This is a genomic window from Henriciella sp. (genome assembly GCF_029937755.1).
Lineage (GTDB): Bacteria > Pseudomonadota > Alphaproteobacteria > Caulobacterales > Hyphomonadaceae > Henriciella.
In genome coordinates this window covers 38,418-63,328 of the sequence record NZ_JAPYPG010000003.1, presented here as the reverse complement: position 1 = coordinate 63,328, position 24,911 = coordinate 38,418, and the positions used below count along the sequence as shown (strand labels likewise).

Sequence of the window (24,911 nt, the reverse complement as noted above, 5' to 3'; positions counted from 1 at the left end):
ACTCCTATTTAGCCGCGACTGAGGGAAGCCAGGTGGCGAGCCACGGCATGCTGGCGACGAGCAGTATGATGATGAGTTGAAGACCGATAAAGGGCACGGCGCCATGCCAGATTTCGGACGTTTTCACACCTTCGGGGGCAGCGCCGCGCAGATAAAACAAGGCGAATCCGAAGGGTGGTGTGAGAAAGCTCGTCTGGAGATTCAGGGCCATCAATATGGCTAGCCACACCGGATCAAACCCCATCACGATCAGCGGCGGAGTTACGAGCGGTACCACAACGAAAATGATCTCGATGAAGTCGAGGAAAAAGCCGAGGACGAACATGACCAGCATCGCCCCGACCAGTGCCCCCCATTTTCCGCCTGGGATGCTGTGAAGCAGGCCGGCGACAATCTCATCGCCCCCGAACCCGCGGAAAACCAGCGAAAACAGTGATGCTCCTATCAGGATCAGGAACACCATGGATGTGATATGGACGCCGCTTTTCAATGCTGGCGAAAGCTGTTGCTTGCGATTGAGTATAGCCATGCCAGCAAGAAGTCCGGCGAAGAATATTATCGTAGCTATCAATGAAATGCCGACGCCGACATAGGCGAGCGCTCCAGCATCGGCGACGCCCAGCCTCAGATCGACAACGTTCCGGGTGAAGATGATCACAGCAAGGCTTGCGAACGCGGCAAGAACGAGCGCTGAGAGGAATGCATCATCATCGTCGGAGAGGCGCAGGCCTGCAAGCAGAATAGCGCCAGCGACACCAATTGCAGCTGCTTCGGTTGGTGTTGCGATACCTGAGAGGATAGCCCCCAGAACAGCAAAGATCAGAAGCAGCGGCGCGCCGAGGCCGAAGAGGACTTCCTTCCGAGTGAGCGGGTCAGATGTGTCATCCACCACCGGTGGACAGTGGTGCGGACGAAACCAGGCATTAATGGCGATCCAGATCAGATAGAGTCCCACAAGAATGAAGCCGGGGATCAAGGCGCCGGCGAACAGGTCGCCAACAGAGACAACGAAGGCACCAATACCCATCTGCGAAGCCGCTTGACTGGCAGCATTGGATACCGCGTCGGCCAGAAGGATGAGTACAATGCTAGGGGGAATGATCTGTCCGAGCGTGCCAGACGCGGCGATGGCGCCAGTGGCGAGCCGCGTATCGTATTTCTGTTGCAACATGGAGGGCAGGGCAATCAGTGTCATGGTGATCACGGTCGCCCCGACAATTCCGGTCGATGCGGCAAGCAACGCGCCGACCAGAACGACGGCGTACCCAAGCCCACCATTGATCCGTCCAAGCAGGCGGCTGGCGATGTGGAGCAGGTCTTCAGCGACCTTTGAACGCTCGAGAATGACCCCCATCAGGATGAACAGGGGAACGGCAACGAGCGTTTCATTCTGCATGATCGCTCCGCCTTGAACGCGACTCGGCAGGTTGCTGAGAAGCGACTCCGGAAACACACCAAGGGCCAGGCCGAGCAGAGCAAAAATCAGTGCGATACCGCCTAGCGTTAGCGCGACGGAGTATCCCGCCAGCAGGGCGATGATCGCTGCGGCGAACATGCCAAGTGCGAGGACGACCTCAAGCTCCATAGTGGCCACTCATTGTGGGGTGAGCTTCGTCGTCACTTGGCGTGCCGCCGGTCAGCCTGATTGCGGCCTTCAGGGCGACGGACAGACCGGCAGCCAGCATGAGAATCGCGAACACCGGGAGGAGTGTCTTGAAGACGAAGAGGATTGGGAGCCCATCGCTCTCGCGTGAGCCTTCCAAGAGCAACCAGGACCGCGCCAGCCCCTGTTCCCCTGTCATTAGAAGTCGGAACATAATGGGAAAGAGGAAGAAGTAGGTGCCGCCGAGTTCGATCCAGTTACGCACGGTTTCGCCAAAGCGCGGGCGAAGGATATCCACTCGTACATGCGCGTCATCCTTCAAGGCAGACGCGGCGCCCAGCATGAAGACAGCGGCAAATGCGTAAATGACCGCCTCTGACAGCCATGTCCAGGACAGGGCGAACCCGAAACTCGCGATGACGACGGCAAGCTGGACGAGAACAAGTGCTGCAGCGCACACGACTGCAGCCCTTAACGCCCAGCCTGTCGCGCGGTCGATCTGCTTGTACAGGATCCGCGAGGCTGACGTGAAGCCCCCGGGCAGGACGAGTGTCAGCAAAGGCAAGAGGAAGACCGGGATCAGGACAATACCGATCCACTTCAGGAAAGCGCCAATTCGCAGGAACAGTTCTGCATCCATGGCCGTCTAACCTTGCGGCTCACGGCCCAGTTCACGGGCGGCATAGTAAGGCCCATCGGAAACTGCAGCCCAGTCGGCCATGGTCTTGAGGCCTTTTTCGAAGCTCTCATAAATGCGCTTCTCGATCCCATCGCGGCCCGAGGTGGCGCGAACATCCCGCGCGGCTTCTGCCATGGCCTTGACGACATCATCAGGAAAAGAGCGAAGTTTGACACCATGTTCGCGGGTCAGAATGTCCAGATACACGGCGTTCTGGTAGGTGAATTCGCCGAGAGATGTATGGTTGGTGCTTTCGCAGGCCGCCTTGATGATGGCTTGCTCGCCAGGATTAAAGCTGTCCCAGAGTTTGCGGTTGATGCCCACAGCAAGGCTGGCACCAGGTTCATGGAAGCCGGGACCATAATAGTAGGGCGCTTCTCGGTAGAAGCCGAGCGAATAGTCGTTCCATGGCCCGACCCACTCCGTCGCGTCGATGTTACCCGTCTGAAGGGCTTGATAGATTTCACCGCCAGGAAGGGCCTTGGCAGATCCGCCGAGTGCGCGGAGAACGTCGCCGCCCTGTCCCGGGATGCGCATCTGAAGGCCGACGAGATCGTCCAGACCCCTGATTTCCTTGCGAAACCATCCTCCCATCTGGTGCCCGGTATTGGCCCCTTGAAAGGATTTGATGCCGAAGTCTGCAGAAAGCTCGTCCCACAGCTCCTGGCCGCCACCGAAGTCGATCCATCCCATGATCTCCTGCGCGGTCATGCCAAATGGCACGGCGGTAAAGAAAGGATAGGCAGGTGACTTCGCGGTCCAGTAGTACTCAGCGCCGTGATACATATCAGCAGAGCCATTCGCGACGGCGTCGAAGCTTTCAAAGGCCGGTACGAGCTCCCCGGCCGCATAGACCTTCACCTCGATAAGGCCATCAGACATGGCGCCGATTCGAGCTGCGACACGTTCTGCGGCCTCGCCGAGTCCCGGCAGGCCTTTAGGCCAGGTCGTCACCATGTTGAGCTGGCGCCGGTTCCGGCTGATGGACGGGCCCGAGGAGGGCGCGCTTCCGCTCTGCTGAGGATTGCTGAAAGACGCGGCCGCGCCGCCGAGACCTAGCAGTCCCGCGCCTAGCAGGTTGCGTCTGCGTATCATTTCCTCCCCCAAACCTTTCGGAATATTTCTGCCTGCTCTTGGTTCGGCAGGCTTCTATTCGTCCTCTTCAAGCCGACGCCAGACCGCGCCGTCAAGGACTTCCAGCGGCTGGAAGCGCTTCTTGTAGGCCATCTTGGGGCTCTGCTTGATCCAGTAGCCGAGGTAGACATGCGGCAGACCGTAAGAATCCGCATTGAGAATATGGTCCAGCACCATGAATGTGCCGAGGCTGCGTTTGGGCTGGCGAGTGTCGAAGAACGTGTAGACCATCGAGAACCCGTCCCGCAGAACATCGGTCAGCGAGACGGCGACGAGAGGGGCATCTTCTTCCGGGCCTTCGCGATATTCGAAGATCACGGTCTGTACCGGCGTTTCATTCACCATCCCGGCATACTCGCGGAAGCCCATTTCCGACATGCCGCCGCCCTCATGGCGGCTGACGAGATAGTGCTTCAGCAGCCGGTATTGCTCACGCGTTGCGCGGGGCTCTGCTGGCCGGCGTACCAGGTCGGCATTCTTCTTTATGACACGCGCCTGGTTCCGGCTTGGACGAAAACGTGAAGCGTCTACGCGGACACTGCGACATGCATTGCAGCTCGGGCAGGCAGGACGATAGGCAACAGACTGACTGCGCCGGAACCCGGCTTCGCTCAGCTGATGATGCAGGGCATCGGGGGCTGCCTGGCTCAAATGTGTGAAGGCTTTTCGCTCATACTGGTCTGACAGATACGGGCAGGGTGTCGGTCCCGTCACATAGAAGCGCAGGCCACGGCGTACTCCCGGTACGGTAAAGAGCGATTCATCAAGCTTCATCGTTATTGATTAACACACTCAAAGGTCAAAACGCCAAGGGGCCAGGAAGGTGAACGCGGCCCAGATTACTAACATTAATGGACCACCGAACTTTACGAAATCCGAAAATTTGTAATGTCCAGGGGCCATTACAAGCATATTCGTCTGATAGGCGACTGGCGAAGCAAAACTGCAATTCGATGCGTAGATGACAGCAAGGATGAAGGGAAGGGGGGCAGCATCCGTGGCGTGAGCCGCCTCCAGGGCGATCGGAGCGAACAGCACGGCGGCCGCGGCATTGCTCAGGATATTGGTAAGGATTGCCACGCAGAGGAACACGGCGCTCAGCACCGCAAGCGGTCCGTAAGGCGAAGCAGCATCGACAACCAGTCCGGCGATAAGTGTAGCAGCACCAGTTTGCTCAAGCGCGGTGCCCATGGTCAAAGCAGCGCCGATGACCAGAAATATTCTTAGATCCAGCGCTCGGCTGGCCTGTCTGACATTGAGGCAACGGAATAAGAGCATTGCCATGGCGGCTAGAACGGAAGCGATAAGGATGGTCGTTATGCCGAGAGCGGCCAGGAGCACCATTCCGACGGCGATAATGCGCGCAGCATAACCGTAGGCTGTCATAGGAATTTCGCTCTGCGACCACTCCAGAAGGATTAGATCACGACTGTTGCGCAACCCCTGGAAGGCTTCCGTTGGCCCACAGAGCAAAAGTGTATCGCCAGCCTCAAGCCGGATTTGCCCCAGCTTCGCCCGGATCATTCGGGACCGTCGCTGGATGCCCAGGACCACGGCAGACGTGAGCCGGCGAAAACCTATCAGCTCGACCGTCCGGCCAGCCATACGTGAGCCCGGTGCTATAACGGCCTCGACCAGACTCAGAGCGGGCACATCCTCATCCACTGATTCTGTGGCGGCCCCGCCATTCCAGAGCTGTTGAAGCATGCCGGGTCGCGAGGCGAGCAAATCTGTCAGAGCTTTTCGGGTCGCAGCGACAATGACAAGGTCGCCATTCATCAGTTCGACATCCTCGAAAGGTGGCAGAATGGCGCGTTCGCCGCGCTGGATCATTCTCACTGTCATATCCTTGAGGTCCGGAAACATTCCAGCGATGGGCTTTTTGCCTAGAAGAAAATGTCCCGGAGTGACCTCAAACTGAGCGACGAACTGCTTGCCGGAGGGCACAATCTCGTCAGTAAAGTTGCCGCGATCAGGCAGGAGAATCCTGGCCGTAAGGGCGATGTAGGCAAGACCCACCGCCGCGAGCATCAGCCCCATCGAGGTTTGCTCAAAGAAATCAAGGCGGATCCCGTCGATGCGACGAAGGGCGTCAGCTGCAAGAAGGTTAGTCGAAGTACCGATCAAAGTGGTCATCCCAGCCAGGATGGACACAAAGCTGAGCGGCATCATGAGGCGGGATGTGCTGGTCTTCATGCGCATGGCGATGGCGCTCATGACCGGAAGAAACATGACGACGACCGGCGTATTGTTTGTGAAGGCACTGATTGCGAAAACCGCAAAGAAGGTGGACAGAAGCGTTATGACCGGACGTTTGCCATAAAGGCCGACGAGCGCTTTTGTCGGTCCTTCGATTGCTCCTGTCTGGAACAAGCCTTGCCCCACAACCAGCAGCGCCATGATGGTAATAAGAGCTGGATTTCCGAAACCGGCGAGCAAATCAACCGAAGTTATAGGTTCGTTATCTACGCCCACGGCCCCGGGAAGCGAAAAAATCACAAGGAATGCGACAATCACACCGAGTGAGACCGCCTCCATTGACCAGCGGTCCAGTACGTAAAAGATAATGGTAACAGTGACCGTCAGTAGGCTGGCCCACATGGGCCAATTGGACATCAACTCGCCGGTCATCCGGCCTCCTCGCCTGAAGGAGCGGCCAATCCGTCAAGGACGCTCGTCTATATGGACGACTATGCTCAAGCGACGGTTTTGTGGCAAGTCGCCTGTGCCGGGCCTTAAGGGACGCGTGTCGGCAAGGCCCGTGACGCCGGCAATCAGCTCAGCAGGGACGCCGGTCGCGATCAAGGCACGACGAGCTGCATTGGCGCGTCCGGCAGAGAGTTCCCAGTTCGAGTAGTCCGATCGCATAACCGGTTGACTGTCTGTATGTCCCTCAATCCAAATGGGTTGTGCCAGACGGATAATGGCTTGCGAGGCGAGATCGATAAGCCATAGCCCACGCTCATTGAGGGATTCTTCGCCGGTTTCGAACAGGGGTGTGTGGTCCAGATCAATCAATTCGATGCGAAAGCCATCGACTTCGCGGGTTAGGCTGACGTTTCCCGTTTTGGCCGAAAGAAGCTCTGATTGGCGTAACGTTGCTTCCGCCTGATCCAGGGCCGAAAGCTGGGAAGCAACCACATCAGAGACGGGCTTTGCGCCGAACTGTTCGGCAAGATTCGAACGTTCTTCAGATGTCGCGCCGCTAGCCAGCCACAGGACGATAAACAGCGCGCACAAGGCTGTCAGGAAGTCTGCATAGGCAAGCTTCCATGCGCCAATCCGGCGTACGGGCGCCCGAGGCGTTCTGCCTTCGATGCGCATTGAGGCGTATTCAGAGGCCATTCCAGTCCGATCTTTCTGATCTGAATATTGCCTACCAAAACATGCTTGAGGCCAGGTCGCTGGAATCCTTGCAATTTCAAAGAAATCAAACTGACTGGCTGATGTGGAGCAAATATGTTTCGTGCACTCGTTTGGAATGACTGGTCGTCACGATAAGTTGACGGTACGCACGAAGACAGCAGAAGAGGACAGATCATGAGCAAATGCGCCTTTCTCGGCCTTGGCGTTATGGGCTTTCCCATGGCGGGCCACCTCGCAAGGCATGGTCACACGACGAAAGTCTGGAATCGAACGACCGCAAAAGCGGACACTTGGGCAAAAAAGCATAACGGGGAAGCGGTTGGTGATGCTGCGGGGGCGGTATTCGGGAGCGAGTTTGTGTTCATGTGCCTTGGCGATGATCCCGATGTCGAAGCCGTATTCGACGAGATCGAATCGAATCTGGCTGCAGGCATGGTTGTCGTTGACCACACTACAGCCAGCGCGGATCTGGCCAGACGGCTGCACGAACGATGCGTTACCCGCGGGGCAAGCTTTATTGATGCACCTATTTCAGGCGGCCAGGCCGGTGCAGAGAATGGCAAGCTCACCATCATGTGCGGTGGCGATGATGCCGCGATGGAGAAGGCGGTGCCGGTCATGAAGGCGTATGGGCACCGCATCACCCATATCGGAAAATCGGGTGCGGGCCAGCTGGCCAAATCGGTGAACCAGATCTGTATTGCCGGTATAGTTCAGGGCCTGTCCGAAGGTATTCACTTCGCTGAGCGCAATGGTCTGAGCGTGAACAAGGTGATCGAGGCCATTTCCGGTGGTGCCGCTCAAAGCTGGCAGATGGAAAACCGGTGGGAAACCATGAGTGAGCGGAAATTCGACCATGGCTTCGCAGTCGACTGGATGCGCAAGGACCTGCGGATAGCCCTTGATGCGGCGCGTGGATCGGGCGCGAGCCTTCCTGTGACGGCACTTGTTGATCAATACTATGCTGATATCCAGGCGATGGGTGGCCGACGGTGGGATACATCCAGCCTGATCAGCCGGCTGAACTCGGAGGATGAATCCTAGGTGCGCCAGATCGATGTGCATCTGAAAGATCGCGACAAGGACACCGTCGTTCGGGCCATAAAGGCCTTTGAGCCGGTCGACTGGATGATTTTTTCGGTAGAACAACAGGATCGCACTCTGATCCGGGTGATCATGCATGACGGGCGCAGTCAGGCGCTAACGGATGGCCTACAGGACGCACTGAAGGATGGCCGGGATTGGCGGATTACCATGGCCCCGCTGGAAGCCACGCTGCCAGTACCTGAACCGTTGAAGGACGAGGAAGCCCGAGCAAACCTTCAGGTGCTTCGTGAAGAGCTGCTCGACGATGTAACACGCGACGCTGCGCTGAACCGGGACTTTCTTATCCTGTCAGGCCTATCAACCATCGTGGCTGCCATTGGCCTTAACTCTGATGGTGTTGCCGCTGTTATAGGAGCGATGGTGATCGCGCCATTGCTGGGCCCAATTCTTGGCTTCTCACTTGGGGCGGGCCTCGGAAACTTTGCGCTGTTGAGGGAATCCACACGCACGCTCGCAGCCGGGATTGGGGCGGCCCTCCTTGTAGCCTTTCTGATCTCCTTTTTGCTTCCGCTGAACAAGGAAAGCCACGAGCTCATGTCGCGAGCGGAGGTTCGTCTTGATGGCGTCGCGCTGGCTCTGGCTGCTGGCGGCGCCGCCGCACTCTCCATGGCACAGGGTAGGTCGGCCGTTCTAGTCGGCGTCATGGTTGCCGCAGCACTTCTTCCGCCGGGTGCCGCACTGGGCCTTTTCCTTGGGTCGGGGGAATGGGGGCTGGCATGGCGGGCCGGCATGCTGCTTTTGCTGAACATAACCTGTCTCATCTTGTCCGCATTGATCGTTTTCCGGTTCAAGAATATCCGCCCCAGAAAATGGCTTCAGCAGCGTAATGCGGACCGGGCCACCTGGATCAATGCTGGTCTTTCGACAGGCTTTCTCGCACTCTTAATCGTACTGATTGTTGTTCTCGACCTCGGTAAAGCCGTCGAACTTGGGTGATCTTGCCCGCGAGGATATCCTGTCAGCATGGGCTTGTTTTGGAACAAGGGGAAGCAGATGTGGAAGGCAGACAACAAGACGCAGCCGACGGCACAAACGCCTGAGAGTTTCATTGCACGCATAGAAAATGAAACGAGACGTCAGGACGGTTTTCGTCTTCTGGATATATTCAGGGAAGCGACAAACCTTGCGCCGAGAATGTGGGGACCAAGCATTATCGGTTACGGGCGCTACCACTACAAATATGAAAGCGGGCGGGAGGGCGACTTCCTGATGACCGGTTTTTCGCCCAGAAAGGCGCACCTCGCCATATATATCTTGCCGGGCTATCGAGATATGGGCGAACCGCTGTCGCGTCTCGGAAAGCACAAATTGGGCAAGTCGTGCCTTTACATCAACAAACTCGCAGACGTGGATGAGGCGGTGTTGTCCGAAATTATCCGCCAAGGCGTACAGTATATGCGAGCCAAGTACGAAACCTGGGAAGAGTAGCCTGCTAATCAGTAGGTCGCGATCAGGGTACGGAGCAGGCTATCAATCCGGCTGCGCGCCGCAGGATGGGTCATGGCGCTGTCATTGATGTAGATCGCAAACGTATATTCACGACCGCTTACCGCCTGGAAATACCCTGCCAGACCGTCTGCCCCGAAGACGCTACCACTCTTGGCGCGGACCGCTCCTTCCGGTAGCCCATTCGTCAACCGGTATTCGAGCGTCCCATCTTCTCCATTATCGGCAAGCAGGTTTTCCCAGCTTTCAAACCAGGTCTGATCGGACGCCCAGACAAGAAGACCACTCATCGCTTCCGGCGTGATACGATTGTAAAATGACAGGCCGGATCCATCGAACAGGTCGAAGTCGTCTTCCTCCGCGCCGGCCTCCATAAGGATGTGCGCCATAAGCTTCAGGCCGGCATCGGTCGTGCGATCCCGGAAGGTCAATGAAATATGATGCAGCAAGACTTCTGCGTGAACATTGTTGCTCTCATGAAGAATCTCCTGCAGCATTTTTCGCGGGTCGGGGCTGGCGTGGCGGTAGATTAGCTGCGGCTGTGGGGTCCGGGCTTCTATTGGGCTGACAGTTTCCCGGCGCAGGACCGTCCCATGCATTTCGATGCCAGCTTGGCGGAGTCGTTCGCTGAACAGCTGGCCCGCATAGAGTGAAGGGTCATCAAGCCCAAACTTCAGATCGACACGGCCGGCAGTTCTGCCGATCGTTCCTGTAATCTCCCCCGTGCTTGCCCCAGGGCGTTTGAAATAATCGAGATCGAATCCGTATGAGCTTGTTTGTGCTCTCGTGAGGTCGATACTGAAGGCGGGGACACTATCCCATTCGAGGACTGGGGGTGATCCTATCGCAGGCCCGGGAGCAATCGTTGCTTCAGCCACACCGTCATTGACAGAAAGTGCTGAAATCGCCGTACCATAGGCAAACCTAAGATCGTCTTGTGCCCAGCCCGCTGGCCATCTCGGTTCTTCGAACAGGCTGTCGTCAACCTCTATGTTCTGGATGTCCGTTATGCCCCTGGCTTGAACGGCCTGAACCAGCTGAACAAGGCATGAGCTGTCGCAATTTTGCCCGTCCGATAGCGTTGCATCGCCATTGCCCCTCAGAACAAGCGTTGGGAAATCGGCGGTCGGTCCATCGATGATATGAAGCGCCGTGCCGAGCGGCCAACCAGCGTTCGAGAAGTCTCCAAACAGATGAAGAGCTGTCGCCGTCGTTACAAGCTTCAGGGTTGAAGCGGGCACCACTCTCCGATCGGCATTCACCGACAAGAAGGGTGTCCCGTCGAGCGCTCGGACGCTCACGCTCCAGCGGCCGCCCTTGAGATCATCTTCTAGCGCCTGGTCCACTGTCGTCTGCGCCGTTGCCGAAGCGGCAAAGAGCAGAAGCGCCGGAAGGACTGCAGTTCGAATGGCAGATTCCAGAGACACGGCCAGCAGGGGGCGCATCAGGCCCCCAGAGCTTTCGCAGCGTCCTCAGCAAAGTAAGTGATAATGCCAGCCGCTCCAGCACGTTTGAATGACAACAGCGTTTCCATCATCACCTTGTCGCCGTCAATCCAGCCGCGTTCGCCAGCAGCCTTGATCTGGGCATACTCGCCTGAAACCTGAAAAACGATCGTCGGCACGGCAAAGGTCTCGGAGACCCGCCTGACAATATCGAGATAGGGCAGGCCTGGTTTGACCATGACCATGTCGGCCCCCTCGGCAATGTCCATCGCCACTTCCCGTAAGGCTTCGTCGGAATTGGCGGGGTTCTGCTGATAGGTTTTCTTGTCGCCTTTCAGGGCGGTCGCAGAGCCGATGGCGTCGCGATAAGGGCCATAAAATCCACTGGCATACTTGGCGGCATAGGACAGGATCATCGTGTTTACATGTCCAGCGCTCTCGAGGGCATCGCGGACGGCACCAATCCGTCCGTCCATCATGTCGGAAGGGGCAACCACGTCGGCGCCGGCTTCAGCCTGAACGATGGCTTGTTTGACAAGAAGCTTGCTTGTCTCGTCATTCAGCACATAGCCATCCTCGTCGATAAGGCCGTCATGGCCGTGACTGGTGAATGGGTCGAGCGCCACATCACAGATGATACCGACTTCGGGCGCGGCATCCTTCATCGCCCTGATCACGGTTGGTATGAGCCCATCTGGATTGAGCGCTTCACTGCCCGTTGCATCTTTGCGTGCAGGGTTGATGTGTGGAAACAACGCAATAGCGGGGATCGAAAGCTCCCGCGCACGACGTGCAGCCTTTGCGGCCTCCTCGATATTCAGCCGATAAAGGTCTGGCATTGATCCAACAGGAATGCGCGCTTCATCCCCATCATGGACCACCATGGACCAAATGAGATCAGATGGTGTCAGACCGGTTTCTGCCGTCAGAGAGCGAATCCAGGGCGAAGTGCGTAGCCTGCGAAGGCGGGTACGGGGAAATGTTTGGGGAAAGGGGGAAGTCATGCGCCCGTTCTAGCGCGAAACAAACGCTTGCGAAGGCGCTTTCTCATGAAAGTCCGTTTTGAAACATCCATATGCGCGGCCTGGGCGGCTTCGATTTCAAGCATGTATGGAAGGAAGTCGGCGCGTTTAATGTGCTTGTAGCCTAATGAAGCATAGAAGGGGGCGTTCCAGGCAACATCGCGAAATGTCGACAGAGTGAGCTCGCGGAAGCCAGCCGACACGGCTTCTTGCTCAATGTAGCGCATCAACGCACGGCCAATACCACTACGGCCCATGGCAGGATCGACGCTGATCTGATCAATATAGAGCGCCTCGCCCTTCTCGGTTGCCATGACAAAACCGATCGCCAGCTCTTCTTCTGTATAGGCTGCGATCAGCCAGCCTTTGGATACAGCCTGTGCGAGCGCTTCAGCTGGTACATGATCGGCGAGTGAATCCGCGCTAAGCAGTCCTGTCGGTTCGAAGAGGCCCGAGGCGCTTTCGTCGATTTCAATCAGGCGGGAAATGTCGTCCTTGCTGGCACGACGGAATGTGCATGCCACACCATCGCGCAGCAATATCGATGAAGATTCGCTGTAATCGAGAGGCAAGGAAGAATGTACCGTTTGATAAGTAAGCTAATCGGGTGAGACCTGCACCAGATAGGGGCTATCCGTTCAGCGTCTACCCCCGCCGGGCTACAATTCGATCGTTTCCGCGCTTAGCAGACGGATGCCGACGAGCGGGCCACGCTGCCACTGACGCGAAGACTTGCAGCGTTTGATCTTTCGTTTGTCCGGACTGACAATCTCAACTGTAAATCTCTCGGGCAGGACAACGCTATGCTGCAGCAGTAACTTTGCGCCACGCTGCGACATGTCTTTCACCACGAAAGGGATCTTGAACCCGGTGTCCAGGACGAGAGTGCCGTTGGTGCTGATGTCGAAACGCGGGTATTCGCGGCCATCGTTCATTGAGGCCGTCTCAGAGCCACTTGCCGGGGTGGGCTTTCTGGAAAAGCCTTGAGGAGATTTCTTCGGAAAGGTTGTCATCTGTTCGATAGTACCACTGCACAGTCAGGGACGCGACATTGTCCGCGCCCGGATAATACAATTCCTGTAAATACAAGTGATGCTTAGCTTTGTAACTACTTTCAAGTCCGCAACTGCGGCAAGAATTTAACCAAATCCACGCATTTTGTTTACGAATCGGCCCTCGGAAGGGGGTGTGTTTAACGAAATATCAGGAAGAGCAGTCTAAATCTCATCAAACTACAACAAAAGTTGAGTGATGATGGTGGTAACAATGAACAACGCTGCACAAGCAGTGACCGGAGAAGAGCCGGTTGCTGAATCTTTCCTGAAGTCTCTTTCCTTGCTCGAGCAGGCGCACCGCCGTCTGCATGATGTCGTCAAGGACGATCTCGAGCGTGGCGGGGAACGCCACCTTACAGGCGTTCAGGCTCTCCTGATCTACGAGATTGGCGAAGGCGAGACGCCGGCATCGGTCCTGCGGGCGCGTGGCGCATTTGCCGGAACCAGCCTTTCCTACAATATCAAGAAACTTCAGGAAGGTGGATATCTGGTGCAATCGCGGTCGGAAGCAGACAAGCGCACGGTGCATCTGCGGCTGACTGAACGGGGCCATAAAGTACGTCAGCGCGTCGAGGGACTTTTCTCCAAGCAGGCAACAGCCCTTGAGCCAACAGCCAGTGTTCGTCCGACGGACCTTGCGCAGCTCAACAAGACGGTCTCGCGTCTGGAGCGCTTCTGGTCCGACCAAATCCGGTTCCGCCTCTAATTTAGGCCTTCTCAACATCTGATGGAGTTTGTAAAAGGACTCCATCAATGCTGAGGTGGGTTCCGATATGTTTCGCAGCGGCGTGGGCTTTGCCCGCGTCGGCTTCGCCGTGGGCGCGCGGCGATAGCGAGCTCTATTCCCGGCTTGCTTTGTCCCGGCACAATGTCGAAGGCCTGAGCGGCACACGTATTGATGCCTACTCGGAATATGGCCTCACTGAGGACTGGACTGTGACGGGCAAATACGAGGGGCTCTATTTCGACCGCTTCGGGGAATTCAATCGCGATGGGTGGCGTGTAACAGCACGTCGCGGCTTTCACATTGCGGAGGGCGTTGTCGCTTCGCTGGAAGGCGGCATGCTCCAGGGGGAGGCGATCGGTGGTGCAGCGGGGTGTGATGCGTTTGGAGCTGAAGCCCGCATTGGGGTAGGGCAATCGTCCCAGCTGGGCGGAAAAACCAAAATGGATATTTTCTGGTTCGCAGAAGGGGCTCTGCGAGCACATGATGATGACTGCATGCGTGAGCGTCTCGAGATCGGTTTTGGTCAGCGCGTCTATCAGGATGTCTGGCTCGTTTCGCAGGCCTGGTTTGATCAGGGCGATCAGAATGCCGCGTCGAGCAAGTATCAGCTGGAGTATCTCTGGAAAGCACAGGGCTTCGATGTCTCAGCGGGGACTATGCTCGAATTCGGCGGCGAATTTGATGAGTCCGCCTTCTTCATATCTTTTGCGAAGACATTTTAAGGGTTCGATGCGTCTTTCTCGGACTTGGCTTCGCTGTTGGTCCTGTAGCCGCTCTCGATCATCAGATAGGCAATAACGGCATGGCGGTCTTGCGGACGATGTACGCCAGAGAAAGTCATATTATTGCCAGGCAGGAAGCTGCGCGGATTGCCGAGCCACTCTTCAAGTTTTTCTGGAGTCCAGAAGAAGTTGGCTTCCTGGAGAACCTCAGAATAGTTGAAGCCCTCAAGCGACCCAGCTTCCCGGCCGATGATGCCGTAAAGATTGGGCCCGACCAGGTTCTGACCGCCTTCTCTCACAGTATGACAGGACCCACAGAGCTTGAAGGTCCGCCGCCCCAGCGAATAGTTTGCCTCGTTGTAAGGGGCCGGAAGCTCTGAGAAGTCTTCCGAGTGTGCGTTGCTTGTAGTTGATGTGCTTTCTTTTTTTGCCGGTTGCTCCGAATTGGCTTGTTGCGGTGACCCGGGTGGCCGGCTATCAGCCGTTTGATCACCATTTCCACAGGCTGAGAGACTGAGAATGACAAATGGGATCAAGAAAACTATTAAAAATCGGAGGCTTATCGGCATAAATTTCTGTTGTGCTTAAGGGTGAAAATCCTGAGTGTTCTGAGAGATATATGTCTCTTGCGGCCTCAAGCCGTTAGGGCGCGTTGTCGCAAGCGTTGGCCTAAATGGCGCGTTTCTGAAAATCTCACTCGCAAGCGAAGGTTGCTGTTAAGCGCTGCGCTTCATGCTGTTGCCGATGATGAGTTGGGTGTTTCGGATCAGTGCTTTGCTGAGCCTGGCAACGTTGCTTGCCAGCGTTTCGGCCATGGCTGGCGACCGTGGGCCGGACATGCCGCTCAGCGTTTCGTGGCAGGCCGGTCGGGCAATCGCGCCGTCTTACCCGGCTGCTGCCGGACCGGTCGGCTTGCACAAGGTGCAGATCGGGACCGAGCGTGCCTTCCTGCGTATCCAGTACGCTGTTGGTGGCGACCTGATCGATCCTCGTGGGCTTGTCTCGGCTCTCGGTCGTGACATTCGGGAGGCTGAAGGCAGTCTTATTTTTGATCGCCCGCAGACCGAAAAGCGCGCTGAGCTTGATCTTGCAGATGGTGCCCTCCTCATTGATGGCCGCGTGACAGGACATCTGGATCTTGCCGAGGTACGCACGGGAAACCGTATATGGCTGAGCGCAAGCATACTCGAAGCCATGACGGGCCAAACAGTCGTGATTGAGGGACGAGAAAGGGAACCGCCAGTGGCAACCGGTAGCGCTAAACCAGAACGAGCGCAGGATATGTCGGCTTTGATGCTGCCTCGCCAGACCAGGCGCGAAGCAGAACCGGCACAGCTGCTTCTGGCGTCATTCAGGGGAGGCGCGAGCCGCAATTTAACATCAGGGAAAGCCAAGGGGGCTGACTATGCGGGGGTGCGCTCAAAGCTCCCTTCATTCGCTGAGGCTTTTGATGACACTGTGCAGATGCCGACGCAGCGTGAAGCACCGACAGACTGGCGTGCACGGACCTCTTGGGATGTCGTCCCCGTTATTGATGGCGAAGAGCTACAGGAAACGCCAAAGCCAAGGCTGCAGCCGGTGTCACTCAGAAGGGACATCACGAGAAGCGAGAGGGGCCCATCTCCAACCTCAGCCAAGTTGCGCGAGCGGCCCAAGCCGAAGGCCCATGGTCTCAACCAGCCCTTTGAGACGAGACCAAAGCTTCTCAGGGTGAAAGCCGTGCCCGAGCAGACTTTGGAATCTGTTCGCAGCGTCTTTCCTTCGGAGGTCGGGATGGTGGCCTCCAACTCATCTCAAACGTCTCGCCCAAAGCCCTACCGCGGTACCGACGTGCTATATGCGCGTCTTCGCGAAGCTGTCGCCGGGCTCTCCTCCGAACGTGTCGAGGTGACACCAGCTGTGTTGGAAGAGGTCCCTGTAGAAAGCGTGCCATCCGCCCTCAATACCACTGAAATTCGCGGTACAGTCTTTCTTGACCGTGATGGCGACGGGCGTGCGGGTGAGCGTGACCAGTCGCTTGAGGGTGAGGTTCTGTCCCTTATCCGCGTCGCAACAGGAGAAATCGTCGAAAAGCGAAGTGCAGCCTTCGGCCGATACGTGTTTGCCGACCTGCCCCCGGGGTTCTACAGGCTTCGAGCTATGGTGGGTTGGACAGAGCATGTGCGCGATGTGCAGATCACGTCCGGCGAAAGTGTTGTCGATCTATCTGTGGCGATAGGGACGGGCCCGCCTGATCCCCAACAGCGACGACACTTCGCCGGGATCTGACACGGACAGGCAAAGAAAAAGCCCGGCAGCGGACTGCCGGGCTTTGACGTACTGCGGATCCGTAATCGATCCTTATTCTTCGTCTTCGGCAAGAAGCTCGTCGCGCGAGACTTTCTTGTCCTTGACCTCGACCTGCTCGAGGAGGTGGTCGACGACCTTGTCCTCATAGATCGGGGCGCGCAGCTGAGCCATGGCATTCGGATTTTGCTGGAAGAACTCGATCACCTGGCGTTCCTGGCCCGGAAAGCGCTGGGCTTCACGGATCAGCGCCTGCTGAACTTCCTGCTCGGAGATTTTTATGTCTGCCAGGCGACCAATCTCGGCCAGCACGAGACCAAGGCGAACGCGACGCTCTGCGATCTTGCGATACTCTTCCTTGAGCTGGTCTTCCGGCTTGTCCTTGTCTTCATCAGCAACCCGTCCGGCATCCATCTCCTGCTGCAGCTGTTGCCAGATCTGGTCGAACTCCATGTCGACCATTTTCGGCGGCAGCTCGAAATCGTGCTTGTCATCGAGCGCGTCGAGAAGACTGCGCTTGGCTTTTGAGCGGGATGCACTGTCGAGTTCCTGCTGAAGCTGCTGCTTCACGAGATCCTTGAGCTCGTCGAGCGACTCGATCCCGAGCCCCTTGGCGAATTCCTCGTCGATATCGGGTTTCTTGGGAGCGCGGACTTCGTGGACGGTAACGTCGAACACGGCGTCCTTACCGGCCAGGTGCTCGGCCTGATACTGATCAGGGAACTTCACCTCGACGGACTTCTCGTCGCCGGCTTTCACGCCGACAAGCTGCTCTTCGAAGCCCGGTATGAAGCTGTTTGAGCCGAGCACGAGCGTGTGGTCTTCCGCAGCGCCGCCTTCGAACGGTTCGCCGTCGAGCTTGCCGACAAAGTCAATCACGATGGCATCGCCATCGCGGGCCTTGGCGGTCTTTCCGCGGGCCTCGTACTTCATGTTGTTTTCTGCGACGCGGTCGAGCGCCTCGTTGAGGGCCTCGTCATCCACCTCTGACACGGGACGTGTTACCTTCAGCGTCGTGGCATCAGCAGGTTCAAAGTCTGGCATGACGTCGACATGCATGTGATAGGCAAGATCTTCCTCGCCATCGAGCACCTTTTCCATGTCGCTTTCCATGTGCATGTCCGGCTGGGAAGCGGGGCGCACATTGGCGTCGGCAATGGCCTTTTCGCTCGTTTCCTTCATGGCGGCCTCGACGACTTCGCCCATGATGGATTTGCCGAACATCTTGCGCACATGGGAGGCCGGCACCTTACCCGGACGGAAGCCCTTGAGCTTCATTTGCGGGCGGATTTCCTCGATACGCTCATCGAGACGGGTCTTAAGCTCGCTTGCCGGCACCTTGACCTTGTACATGCGGCTGAGGCCATCGGTGGTTTCGGTGCATTCCATCGTTCTAATTCCTTGTGCCCATTGGGCGCTGATTGCGCGGGATTGGCATAGATTATCCTTGAAGCGGCGCTGTATGTCACAGGGCTGCTCCACTGTCTATGCGGGGGACATTAGCAATTTCACATGGTGCGGATGGAGGGACTTGAACCCCCACGCCTCGCGGCGCCAGAACCTAAATCTGGTGCGTCTACCAATTTCGCCACATCCGCATCAGTTGCGAGCCGTCCTGTTAATCGCAGCGGGCAGGGCATTCAAGCCTTGCTGTCATAGAAGTCCGCAAGCAGTGCAGGTAGCGCGTCTGGAAGGTCTTCAGCGATCAGGCCGGGGCCGAGACGGCAGCCAAGATCGCCATGGACCCAGCAGGCAGCGCAGGCCGCCTCGAAGACGGGCATGCCTTGCGCCATCAGGCCGCCAGCGATTCCCGCCAGAACGTCTCCGCTGCCTGCTGTCGCCAGGAAAGGCGAAGCATGGGTATTGCGCACGATGCTGCCATCCGGTGACGCAATCACGCTTTCTGCCCCCTTCAGTATGACGACAGCCCCCGAACGCACGGCCGCCATGCTGGCAGCTGCTTCGCGGGTCTCCGTGTCCAGCAGCTTCGGGAAGAGCCGCCCGAACTCGCCGGGATGGGGTGTGAACAGGGTAGGGCGATTGACCTTTTGAAACAGCGTTTCGGGCTCGTCCTTGAAGACGGTCAGCGCATCTGCATCGAGCACGGCTGAGCCGGCTTTTTCCAGTATTGTCAGTGTGTTGTTCCGAGTGGCGTCGCTGACACCGGCACCAGGGCCGATCAGGGCGCACTGACAGGTTTCGGCCAGAGCAGCGAGCTCTTCCGTGTCACGAAAGGGTTTCACCATGACAGCCGTCTCGTGGCTGGCATTCACGAGAACCGCGCCCGGTGGCGAGAAAAGGGTTGCCAGACCCGCGCCGACGCGCAGTCCGGCCCGGGCTGACAGGCGGGCGGCTCCGGTCGAGGCGGCTGGCCCTGTTACGCATCCAAGCGCACCCCGGGCATGCTTATGGGTGTCGCCTTCCGGCCACGGCCAGTGCTTGAACCATAGATCAGGAGAGTTGGTTTCGATGTCTTGGGCGCTCATGCGTAAGATAGACCTCGGGAGGGAAATTCGATCAAGTTTCCCGATAGGCGATCATGTGGCCGGTGGCAAAACGTCCGGAGGATATTCTGCCAGAATCGGGACTCCAGAAACGTTCCAGTTACAGCCCAATTACAGCCCACTTTTGGAAAGGCTTTTGGAGCGCCGCAAAAAGAACTGATCAGAGAACCTGGGTCGCCGCTTCGCTTCCCAATTCGCTCACCGACAATCCATCCGCCCCCTTGTTGAGCCGTGTTACAGAGCAATGACCCGGCCGGAAGCTGGTAACCAATTGCGAACCACTGAGATGCCCGACAATGCTATTGATGGCGATGAAATGCGTGAAGACGACGGTATTGTCGGGAAGGGCTTCGACCCGTTCGATAAGAGCTTTGCGCCAGTCGTGGAGCAGCGGCAGGGCCTCGTCCCAGGTGCCGGCCATAAAACCACGTAGCCAAGCGACGCGATCGTCAAGCCCCTCCGGCGTCGGGATCTCGCTGACCTTCGGTTCGGTAGCAATTGTGAGGCCGCTTCGCCTGGCGAAGGGGCGGGAGGTCTGCTGGCAGCGCGCCATGGGGCTTGAGAACGCCTGCTCGAAAGGCTGACGCGCGAGCTGTTCACCGACAGCCTCAGCCTGTTGGCCACCAAGCGTGGAGAGGCCCGGATCGGCCGCATGGCCCCAGCCGGCTTCGGCTTCACCGTGTCGGACGAGGCAGATCAAGCTGCCATTGCCTGATATGGATCCAGTCCGTGGGCACGGACGACCTCATGGGCCCGATGGTAGGCGGCCGGCTCGTGGATGTTGAGCTCACGGCGGACCTCATCAAGCTGGCGGGGAAGGAGGGCCTCGATATCCTGTTCGATGATGCGGCTGGCCAGCTTGCCATTGCGCCGGCCTTCGCGGATGACCTCTCGGATGCGCGCATCCCGGGGCGCCGCCTTGGCGATCTGGCGCCCGCCCATGAAGGCGATGAAGCTGACGCCCAGTCCGCCATGCTGGCTGTGCGTGAAGCCGAGTAGGGCGGCTTCGCCGAGCGCGTCGCGGCCATAGCCTGTGAGGATGTGCATCATGTCATGGGTGTCGCGCAGGCGATTGCCGTACCAGAGCAGGTCGTCCTTGATGTCCCGCCAGGGTGCGGGGCGCTTTTCGCTTTCAGCAACCAAACCGGCGGCTGAAAGCCCTTCGCGCTCCATGAATTCGGCATAGGTGCGTCCGACACTGCCGTCCGGCATTTGGTGTAGCGGGGCGTGGTCATCGAGAATGGGCGGCAGGAAGGTCCGTTTCCGAAGCTGTGCCTGGCCTTGTTCGGTCGCCATGAAGCGCTCGAAATCCTTGAGGGTCGAACTGCCGTTCAGCGATTCAATGATGTGGAAGACCTGCTCGGTGTCTTCCTTGTTCGCGATAAGACGTTGCATATGGGTCCAGGCCTTGAGGGGCCTGAATTTCGGGTGTTCCCGTGAGGGGTCTATATAATAACTGGCGGTTGTCATGGTGCTGTGCCCGCATCCTGTTCTTATTGCTGACAAGCTAGCATTCCGGCGGGATAAAAACAATGACGGAGGCGTCATTTTTGGCCCAGGAGGCGCTGCTCGATTTTTGGTCGCGTGCGCCCATGCATTGTGCAAATGTGTCTACAGCGACGCGAATTCCTTCCATTCGATTATCGCCTCCAGCAGCCATGCTGCTACGTCACGCCTCAGTGTTCGAGGGAAAGGTTCAAGCGGCAATGAAGAAGATTGAAGCCATCATCAAACCGTTCAAGCTTGATGACGTTAAAGAAGCGCTTCATGCAGTAGGCATGCAGGGGATGACAGTCACGGAAGCCAAGGGCTTCGGCCGACAGAGGGGGCATACCGAGCTTTATCGCGGTGCCGAATATGTCGTCGATTTCCTGCCGAAACTGAAAGTCGAGCTCGTCATCGCAGATGACAGCGTTGCGGGGGCTATTGAAGCCATCTCGAAAGCAGCGCACACCGGTAAGATCGGTGATGGCAAGATCTTCGTTTCCGACATAACCGAAGCGGTCCGTATTCGCACAGGCGAAACGGGCGAAGGCGCGCTGTAATAACAAAGTCCAATCTTTCCGCCTCCCGGGCGGCGAATACATTCGATATCAACTGGAGGGCTAAATGGCCGAAAACCTAATGAAGCTGATGAAGGAAAAGGACGTCGAGTTCGTTGACCTTCGTTTCACTGATCCGCGCGGCAAGATGCAGCACGTCACCTTCGACAAGGGCATGGTCGACGACGACTTTTTCGTCGAGGGCCAGATGTTCGACGGTTCGTCCGTTGCGGGCTGGAAGACGATCAATGAATCCGACATGCTGCTCAAGCCTGACACGAGCGCAGCGATCATCGATCCTTTCTTCCAGCAGACGACGCTCTCGGTCTTTTGTGACATTCTCGACCCGATGACCGGCCAGGCTTATGGTCGTGACCCGCGCACCACAGCCAAGAAGGCCGAAGCCTATCTGAAGCAGGCTGGCGTTGGCACCACTGCCTATTTCGGCCCTGAAGCGGAGTTCTTCGTCTTCGACGATGTTCGCTGGTCGACCGACCCGCACAATACCGGTTACTCGTTCGATTCCACCGAGCTGCCGTTCAACACCGGCAAGGAATACCCGACCGGCAATATGGGCCACCGTCCGCACACCAAGGGCGGCTATTTCCCGGTGCCGCCGATCGATTCCGAGCAGGACATGCGGTCTGAAATGCTCGCCATCATGGGTGAGATCGGCCTCGAGCCAGAAAAGCATCACCACGAGGTGGCGCCGGCTCAACACGAGCTGGGCTTGAAGTTTTCGACGCTGACCAAGATGGCCGACCGGCTGCAGCTGTATAAGTATGTCGTCCACAACGTGGCGGCCCAGTACGGCAAGACGGCGACGTTCATGCCGAAGCCCTACTTCGATGACAATGGCTCGGGCATGCACGTTCACCAGTCCATCTGGGACGGCTCCAAGCCAACCTTTGCGGGTGACATGTACGCCGGCCTGTCTGAGCAGTGCCTCTTCTATATCGGCGGCATCATCAAACACGCCAAGGCGCTGAACGCGCTGACAAATCCGTCAACCAATTCGTACAAGCGGCTTGTGCCGGGCTTCGAAGCCCCGGTCATGCTGGCCTATTCTGCCCGCAACCGGTCTGCCTCCATCCGCATTCCGTTCGGATCCAGCCCCAAGGCCAAGCGTATCGAGACCCGCTTCCCGGATCCGACGGCCAACCCGTATCTCGCCTTTGCGGCCCTGCTGATGGCTGGTCTCGACGGGATCGAGAACAAGATCCATCCGGGCGATGCCATGGACAAGGACCTCTACGACCTGCCGCCGGAAGAGGCGAAGTCGATTCCCCAGGTCTGCGGCTCGCTGCGTGAAGCGCTTGAAAGTCTCAATGCCGATCGCGGCTTCCTGACCAAGGGCAATGTCTTTGATGACGATCAGCTCGATGCCTATATCGACCTCAAGATGGAAGAGGTGGAGCGCCTTCAGCTGCACCCGCACCCGGTCGAATTCGACATGTACTACAAGGTCTAGGGCCGAATCTCCTTATGAGACGATTGCGCCGGGCCACGCGTCCGGCGCAATTTCATTTGGCGGCCAAAGATTTCCACGGCTGTCATCATAACCGGCCTTGCGTGAATGCGGTGCTGGACAAATATGCAAAGCTCTGCGACGACGCAGGCTGGAATCTTACATTTTTATGGCTGGAAGTGCTCGAATGAACGACCCCCACGAAACCGCTCTCAATCTTGTCCCCATGGTCGTCGAACAGACGAGCCGTGGCGAGCGGGCCTTCGACATTTTCTCCCGCCTTCTCAAGGAACGGATCATCTTCGTGACCGGCGGGATCGATGACGGCATGGCCGCGCTCATCACCTCGCAGCTTCTCTTCCTGGAGTCCGAGAGCCCGAAGAAAGAGATCTCGATGTATATCAACAGCCCCGGCGGCTATGTTTCGTCCGGGCTCGCGATTTACGACACGATGCAATATATTCGCTGCCCGATCTCGACCGTGTGCATCGGTCAGGCGGCCAGCATGGGCTCGCTCCTGCTTGCGGCCGGCAAGAAGGGGATGCGGATCGCGCTACCGAATGCGCGCGTGATGGTCCACCAGCCGTCCGGCGGCTATCGCGGTGTCGCAACCGACATTGAGCGCCATGCCGAGGAAATTCTCGAACTGAAACGCCGTCTCAATAATATTTACGTAAAACACACCGGTCAGGATTATGACACAATCGAGCGCAAGCTTGATCGGGACACGTTCATGACTGCGGAAGAGGCCAAGGATTTCGGCCTGATCGACCAGGTTTATGAGCGTCGTCAAAGCGAGGACGACAAATAGTCCGGATTGGTGTGCAGGTAGACTTGCGTGCCCGGGCTTAGAAAATAAGATCGAAAGCAAGCGAGCTTTTGCGCGCGGCATAAATCGTGCGTTAATGGGTCGCAAGCATTGAGGTAGCCATGACGAAACAAACCGGCACCGGCGATTCGAAGAATACGCTTTACTGCTCCTTCTGCGGCAAGAGCCAGCATGAAGTGAAGAAGCTCATCGCCGGCCCGACGGTGTTCATCTGCGACGAATGCGTCGAACTCTGCATGGACATCATCCGCGAGGAGAGCAAAGCGTCCGGCTTCAAGTCGAAGGAAGGCGTTCCGACCCCGCGCGAAATCTGCGATGTGCTCGACGATTACGTGATCGGCCAGCAGTATGCCAAGCGCATTCTGTCGGTCGCGGTCCACAACCACTATAAGCGGCTCTCGCATGCCTCCACCTCCGATGGTGTCGAGCTTGCGAAGTCGAACATCCTGCTTGTCGGCCCGACCGGTTGCGGCAAGACGCTGCTGGCCCAGACGCTGGCGCGCATCCTGGATGTGCCCTTCACGATGGCCGATGCCACGACGCTCACTGAAGCCGGCTATGTCGGCGAGGATGTCGAGAACATTGTGCTGAAGCTGCTTCAATCGGCAGACTATAATGTCGAGCGCGCACAGCGCGGGATTGTCTATATCGACGAGATCGACAAGATTTCCCGCAAGTCCGATAATCCGTCCATAACGCGCGACGTGTCGGGCGAGGGCGTGCAGCAGGCCCTTCTGAAGATCATGGAAGGCACGGTCGCATCGGTTCCGCCGCAAGGTGGACGCAAGCATCCCCAGCAGGAATTCCTGCAGGTGGACACGACCAATATCCTCTTCATCTGTGGCGGCGCGTTTGCCGGACTCGACAAGATCATCAGCTCGCGCGGCGAGGGGACCCGGATGGGTTTCGGCGCCGATGTGAAGGATCCGGACGCCCGTGGCGTCGGCGAAGTCTTGCGCGATGTCGAGCCGGAAGACCTGCAACGCTACGGCCTGATCCCGGAATTCATCGGCCGTCTTCCGGTCATCGCGACCCTGGAAGACCTCGATGAGGAAGCGCTTATCGAAATCCTCACCCAGCCGAAGAACGCACTGCTCAAGCAGTATCAGCGTCTCTTCGACATGGAGGATGTGGTGCTGACCTTCACCGACGAGGCCCTGACGGCTGTCGCCCGCAAGGCGATTGCCCGCAAGACCGGTGCCCGTGGCCTGCGCTCGATCCTCGAAGGCATTCTGCTCGACACGATGTTCGAGCTGCCGAACCTGCGTGGTGTTGAGGAGATTGTGGTCAACGGGGAAGTGGTCGAAGGCCACGCCGCGCCGCTGCACGTGCACGCCAAATCGGCGAAACCCAGCGAAGCGTCCTGATCCACAGGAAAGGCATGCGCAAGCCAGCTTGAATGGCGCGTATTTACCTCCACATCTTTCAGTAGAAGCCGGAATCGTCCAGACTGAACGGACGCCGGCAGGATCGCTG

Annotated in this window: 25 protein-coding genes and 1 tRNA gene; 10 read left to right on the top strand and 16 right to left on the bottom strand. The window is 57.7% G+C overall.

Translation table 11 applies throughout. The annotated features are described in order from the left end of the window. Positions 1–4 precede the first annotated feature (4 nt). From Q1K29_RS07945 to Q1K29_RS07920, 6 genes are read right to left on the bottom strand one after another with little or no spacing between them, the layout of a single operon-like run. The gene (locus Q1K29_RS07945; protein ID WP_300393006.1) at positions 5–1,585 is read right to left on the bottom strand and encodes a TRAP transporter large permease subunit; all 1,581 of its coding nucleotides are present in this window, start codon (positions 1,583–1,585) and stop codon (positions 5–7) included. Further along, complete coding sequence (locus tag Q1K29_RS07940; RefSeq protein ID WP_300393003.1) at positions 1,575–2,243, bottom strand: TRAP transporter small permease subunit; 669 nt, start codon at positions 2,241–2,243, stop codon at positions 1,575–1,577. Before Q1K29_RS07940 ends, Q1K29_RS07945 begins: the two co-directional genes overlap by 11 nt. Positions 2,244–2,249: 6 nt before the next feature. Further along, the gene (locus Q1K29_RS07935; RefSeq protein ID WP_300393000.1) at positions 2,250–3,377 is read right to left on the bottom strand and encodes a TRAP transporter substrate-binding protein; all 1,128 of its coding nucleotides are present in this window, start codon (positions 3,375–3,377) and stop codon (positions 2,250–2,252) included. Positions 3,378–3,431: 54 nt separating this feature from the next. After that, positions 3,432–4,190: an arginyltransferase gene (locus tag Q1K29_RS07930; protein WP_300392997.1), complete on the bottom strand. Its 759-nt coding sequence runs from the start codon at positions 4,188–4,190 to the stop codon at positions 3,432–3,434. Between the two features lie 18 nt (positions 4,191–4,208). Continuing rightward, positions 4,209–6,047, bottom strand: coding sequence for an SLC13 family permease (locus Q1K29_RS07925; protein WP_300392995.1), 1,839 nt, complete (start codon positions 6,045–6,047; stop codon positions 4,209–4,211). A 33-nt stretch (positions 6,048–6,080) separates the two neighbouring features. Next, complete coding sequence (locus Q1K29_RS07920; RefSeq protein ID WP_300392992.1) at positions 6,081–6,761, bottom strand: OmpA family protein; 681 nt, start codon at positions 6,759–6,761, stop codon at positions 6,081–6,083. A 195-nt stretch (positions 6,762–6,956) separates the two neighbouring features. On the opposite strand from Q1K29_RS07920, the gene Q1K29_RS07915 reads away from it, so the two are divergent. The 3 genes from Q1K29_RS07915 to Q1K29_RS07905 are packed head-to-tail and all read left to right on the top strand — an operon-like array spanning position 6,957 to position 9,317. Continuing rightward, on the top strand, positions 6,957–7,826 hold the full coding sequence (locus Q1K29_RS07915; protein ID WP_300392989.1) for an NAD(P)-dependent oxidoreductase: 870 nt from the start codon (positions 6,957–6,959) through the stop codon (positions 7,824–7,826). Further along, complete coding sequence (locus Q1K29_RS07910; protein WP_300392987.1) at positions 7,827–8,825, top strand: TIGR00341 family protein; 999 nt, start codon at positions 7,827–7,829, stop codon at positions 8,823–8,825. 57 nt (positions 8,826–8,882) lie between these two features. Next, positions 8,883–9,317: a DUF1801 domain-containing protein gene (locus Q1K29_RS07905; protein WP_300392984.1), complete on the top strand. Its 435-nt coding sequence runs from the start codon at positions 8,883–8,885 to the stop codon at positions 9,315–9,317. A gap of 8 nt (positions 9,318–9,325) precedes the next feature. On the opposite strand, the gene dacB is transcribed toward Q1K29_RS07905, so the two are convergent. The 4 genes from dacB to Q1K29_RS07885 all read right to left on the bottom strand — a co-directional run bounded on the left by dacB (position 9,326) and on the right by Q1K29_RS07885 (position 12,737). Next, positions 9,326–10,780: a D-alanyl-D-alanine carboxypeptidase/D-alanyl-D-alanine-endopeptidase gene (gene dacB / locus Q1K29_RS07900; protein ID WP_300392981.1), complete on the bottom strand. Its 1,455-nt coding sequence runs from the start codon at positions 10,778–10,780 to the stop codon at positions 9,326–9,328. Next, positions 10,780–11,784, bottom strand: a complete 1,005-nt coding sequence (hemB, locus tag Q1K29_RS07895; RefSeq protein ID WP_300392978.1) for a porphobilinogen synthase — start codon at positions 11,782–11,784, stop codon at positions 10,780–10,782. The genes dacB and hemB overlap by 1 nt, the downstream gene beginning before the upstream one ends. Beyond that, the gene (locus tag Q1K29_RS07890; protein ID WP_300392975.1) at positions 11,781–12,374 is read right to left on the bottom strand and encodes a GNAT family N-acetyltransferase; all 594 of its coding nucleotides are present in this window, start codon (positions 12,372–12,374) and stop codon (positions 11,781–11,783) included. The genes hemB and Q1K29_RS07890 overlap by 4 nt, the downstream gene beginning before the upstream one ends. Before the next feature lie 87 nt (positions 12,375–12,461). Further along, on the bottom strand, positions 12,462–12,737 hold the full coding sequence (locus Q1K29_RS07885) for a PilZ domain-containing protein (protein ID WP_300392973.1): 276 nt from the start codon (positions 12,735–12,737) through the stop codon (positions 12,462–12,464). Between the two features lie 331 nt (positions 12,738–13,068). Between Q1K29_RS07885 and Q1K29_RS07880 the strand changes: the two genes are divergently transcribed. Next, positions 13,069–13,563, top strand: coding sequence for a MarR family transcriptional regulator (locus tag Q1K29_RS07880; protein WP_300392970.1), 495 nt, complete (start codon positions 13,069–13,071; stop codon positions 13,561–13,563). A gap of 47 nt (positions 13,564–13,610) precedes the next feature. Next, positions 13,611–14,306 (top strand): hypothetical protein, encoded by a 696-nt coding sequence (locus Q1K29_RS07875; RefSeq protein ID WP_300392967.1) that lies wholly within the window; start codon positions 13,611–13,613, stop codon positions 14,304–14,306. Here the strand turns inward: Q1K29_RS07875 and Q1K29_RS07870 are convergent. Further along, positions 14,303–14,875 (bottom strand): cytochrome c family protein, encoded by a 573-nt coding sequence (locus tag Q1K29_RS07870; RefSeq protein WP_300392964.1) that lies wholly within the window; start codon positions 14,873–14,875, stop codon positions 14,303–14,305. The genes Q1K29_RS07875 and Q1K29_RS07870 overlap by 4 nt on opposite strands. Positions 14,876–15,038: 163 nt before the next feature. Here Q1K29_RS07870 and Q1K29_RS07865 point away from each other — a divergent pair, with 163 nt between their 5' ends. Further along, the gene (locus tag Q1K29_RS07865; RefSeq protein WP_300392962.1) at positions 15,039–16,574 is read left to right on the top strand and encodes a carboxypeptidase-like regulatory domain-containing protein; all 1,536 of its coding nucleotides are present in this window, start codon (positions 15,039–15,041) and stop codon (positions 16,572–16,574) included. 72 nt (positions 16,575–16,646) lie between these two features. Here the strand turns inward: Q1K29_RS07865 and tig are convergent, their stop codons facing one another. The 5 genes from tig to Q1K29_RS07840 form a co-directional block, all read right to left on the bottom strand. Next, a complete protein-coding gene (tig, locus tag Q1K29_RS07860; protein WP_300392959.1) occupies positions 16,647–17,981 on the bottom strand; it encodes a trigger factor in 1,335 nt (444 codons plus the stop codon). A gap of 124 nt (positions 17,982–18,105) precedes the next feature. Beyond that, a tRNA-Leu gene (locus Q1K29_RS07855) sits at positions 18,106–18,190 on the bottom strand. Between the two features lie 42 nt (positions 18,191–18,232). Beyond that, positions 18,233–19,078, bottom strand: a complete 846-nt coding sequence (locus Q1K29_RS07850) for an NAD(P)H-hydrate dehydratase (RefSeq protein ID WP_300392957.1) — start codon at positions 19,076–19,078, stop codon at positions 18,233–18,235. Positions 19,079–19,256: 178 nt separating this feature from the next. Continuing rightward, complete coding sequence (locus tag Q1K29_RS07845) at positions 19,257–19,796, bottom strand: histidine phosphatase family protein (RefSeq protein WP_300392954.1); 540 nt, start codon at positions 19,794–19,796, stop codon at positions 19,257–19,259. Next, a complete protein-coding gene (locus Q1K29_RS07840; RefSeq protein WP_300392952.1) occupies positions 19,793–20,491 on the bottom strand; it encodes a Coq4 family protein in 699 nt (232 codons plus the stop codon). Before Q1K29_RS07840 ends, Q1K29_RS07845 begins: the two co-directional genes overlap by 4 nt. 311 nt (positions 20,492–20,802) lie before the next feature. Between Q1K29_RS07840 and Q1K29_RS07835 the strand changes: the two genes are divergently transcribed. From Q1K29_RS07835 to clpX, 4 genes are all read left to right on the top strand, one after another. Continuing rightward, entirely contained in the window at positions 20,803–21,141 is a 339-nt protein-coding gene (locus Q1K29_RS07835) for a P-II family nitrogen regulator (protein ID WP_300394053.1), read from the top strand. 64 nt (positions 21,142–21,205) lie between these two features. Next, positions 21,206–22,609: a type I glutamate--ammonia ligase gene (glnA, locus tag Q1K29_RS07830; RefSeq protein WP_300392950.1), complete on the top strand. Its 1,404-nt coding sequence runs from the start codon at positions 21,206–21,208 to the stop codon at positions 22,607–22,609. 184 nt (positions 22,610–22,793) lie between these two features. After that, the gene (locus tag Q1K29_RS07825) at positions 22,794–23,417 is read left to right on the top strand and encodes an ATP-dependent Clp protease proteolytic subunit (RefSeq protein WP_300392948.1); all 624 of its coding nucleotides are present in this window, start codon (positions 22,794–22,796) and stop codon (positions 23,415–23,417) included. A gap of 119 nt (positions 23,418–23,536) precedes the next feature. Further along, positions 23,537–24,802 (top strand): ATP-dependent Clp protease ATP-binding subunit ClpX, encoded by a 1,266-nt coding sequence (gene clpX, locus Q1K29_RS07820; protein WP_300392946.1) that lies wholly within the window; start codon positions 23,537–23,539, stop codon positions 24,800–24,802. Positions 24,803–24,911 lie beyond the last annotated feature (109 nt).

What these genes read in the sequence shown, in the direction of transcription:
- Q1K29_RS07945 (WP_300393006.1), bottom strand. Translation starts at nt 1,585, where the DNA reads ATGGAGCTTGAGGTCGTCCTCGCACTTGGCATGTTCGCCGCAGCGATC.
- Q1K29_RS07940 (WP_300393003.1), bottom strand. Translation starts at nt 2,243, where the DNA reads ATGGATGCAGAACTGTTCCTGCGAATTGGCGCTTTCCTGAAGTGGATC.
- Q1K29_RS07935 (WP_300393000.1), bottom strand. Translation starts at nt 3,377, where the DNA reads ATGATACGCAGACGCAACCTGCTAGGCGCGGGACTGCTAGGTCTCGGC.
- Q1K29_RS07930 (WP_300392997.1), bottom strand. Translation starts at nt 4,190, where the DNA reads ATGAAGCTTGATGAATCGCTCTTTACCGTACCGGGAGTACGCCGTGGC.
- Q1K29_RS07925 (WP_300392995.1), bottom strand. Translation starts at nt 6,047, where the DNA reads ATGACCGGCGAGTTGATGTCCAATTGGCCCATGTGGGCCAGCCTACTG.
- Q1K29_RS07920 (WP_300392992.1), bottom strand. Translation starts at nt 6,761, where the DNA reads ATGGCCTCTGAATACGCCTCAATGCGCATCGAAGGCAGAACGCCTCGG.
- Q1K29_RS07915 (WP_300392989.1), top strand. Translation starts at nt 6,957, where the DNA reads ATGAGCAAATGCGCCTTTCTCGGCCTTGGCGTTATGGGCTTTCCCATG.
- Q1K29_RS07905 (WP_300392984.1), top strand. Translation starts at nt 8,883, where the DNA reads ATGTGGAAGGCAGACAACAAGACGCAGCCGACGGCACAAACGCCTGAG.
- dacB (WP_300392981.1), bottom strand. Translation starts at nt 10,780, where the DNA reads ATGCGCCCCCTGCTGGCCGTGTCTCTGGAATCTGCCATTCGAACTGCA.
- hemB (WP_300392978.1), bottom strand. Translation starts at nt 11,784, where the DNA reads ATGACTTCCCCCTTTCCCCAAACATTTCCCCGTACCCGCCTTCGCAGG.
- Q1K29_RS07885 (WP_300392973.1), bottom strand. Translation starts at nt 12,737, where the DNA reads ATGAACGATGGCCGCGAATACCCGCGTTTCGACATCAGCACCAACGGC.
- Q1K29_RS07880 (WP_300392970.1), top strand. Translation starts at nt 13,069, where the DNA reads ATGAACAACGCTGCACAAGCAGTGACCGGAGAAGAGCCGGTTGCTGAA.
- Q1K29_RS07875 (WP_300392967.1), top strand. Translation starts at nt 13,611, where the DNA reads ATGCTGAGGTGGGTTCCGATATGTTTCGCAGCGGCGTGGGCTTTGCCC.
- Q1K29_RS07870 (WP_300392964.1), bottom strand. Translation starts at nt 14,875, where the DNA reads ATGCCGATAAGCCTCCGATTTTTAATAGTTTTCTTGATCCCATTTGTC.
- Q1K29_RS07865 (WP_300392962.1), top strand. Translation starts at nt 15,039, where the DNA reads ATGCTGTTGCCGATGATGAGTTGGGTGTTTCGGATCAGTGCTTTGCTG.
- tig (WP_300392959.1), bottom strand. Translation starts at nt 17,981, where the DNA reads ATGGAATGCACCGAAACCACCGATGGCCTCAGCCGCATGTACAAGGTC.
- Q1K29_RS07850 (WP_300392957.1), bottom strand. Translation starts at nt 19,078, where the DNA reads ATGAGCGCCCAAGACATCGAAACCAACTCTCCTGATCTATGGTTCAAG.
- Q1K29_RS07840 (WP_300392952.1), bottom strand. Translation starts at nt 20,491, where the DNA reads ATGCAACGTCTTATCGCGAACAAGGAAGACACCGAGCAGGTCTTCCAC.
- Q1K29_RS07835 (WP_300394053.1), top strand. Translation starts at nt 20,803, where the DNA reads ATGAAGAAGATTGAAGCCATCATCAAACCGTTCAAGCTTGATGACGTT.
- glnA (WP_300392950.1), top strand. Translation starts at nt 21,206, where the DNA reads ATGGCCGAAAACCTAATGAAGCTGATGAAGGAAAAGGACGTCGAGTTC.
- Q1K29_RS07825 (WP_300392948.1), top strand. Translation starts at nt 22,794, where the DNA reads ATGAACGACCCCCACGAAACCGCTCTCAATCTTGTCCCCATGGTCGTC.
- clpX (WP_300392946.1), top strand. Translation starts at nt 23,537, where the DNA reads ATGACGAAACAAACCGGCACCGGCGATTCGAAGAATACGCTTTACTGC.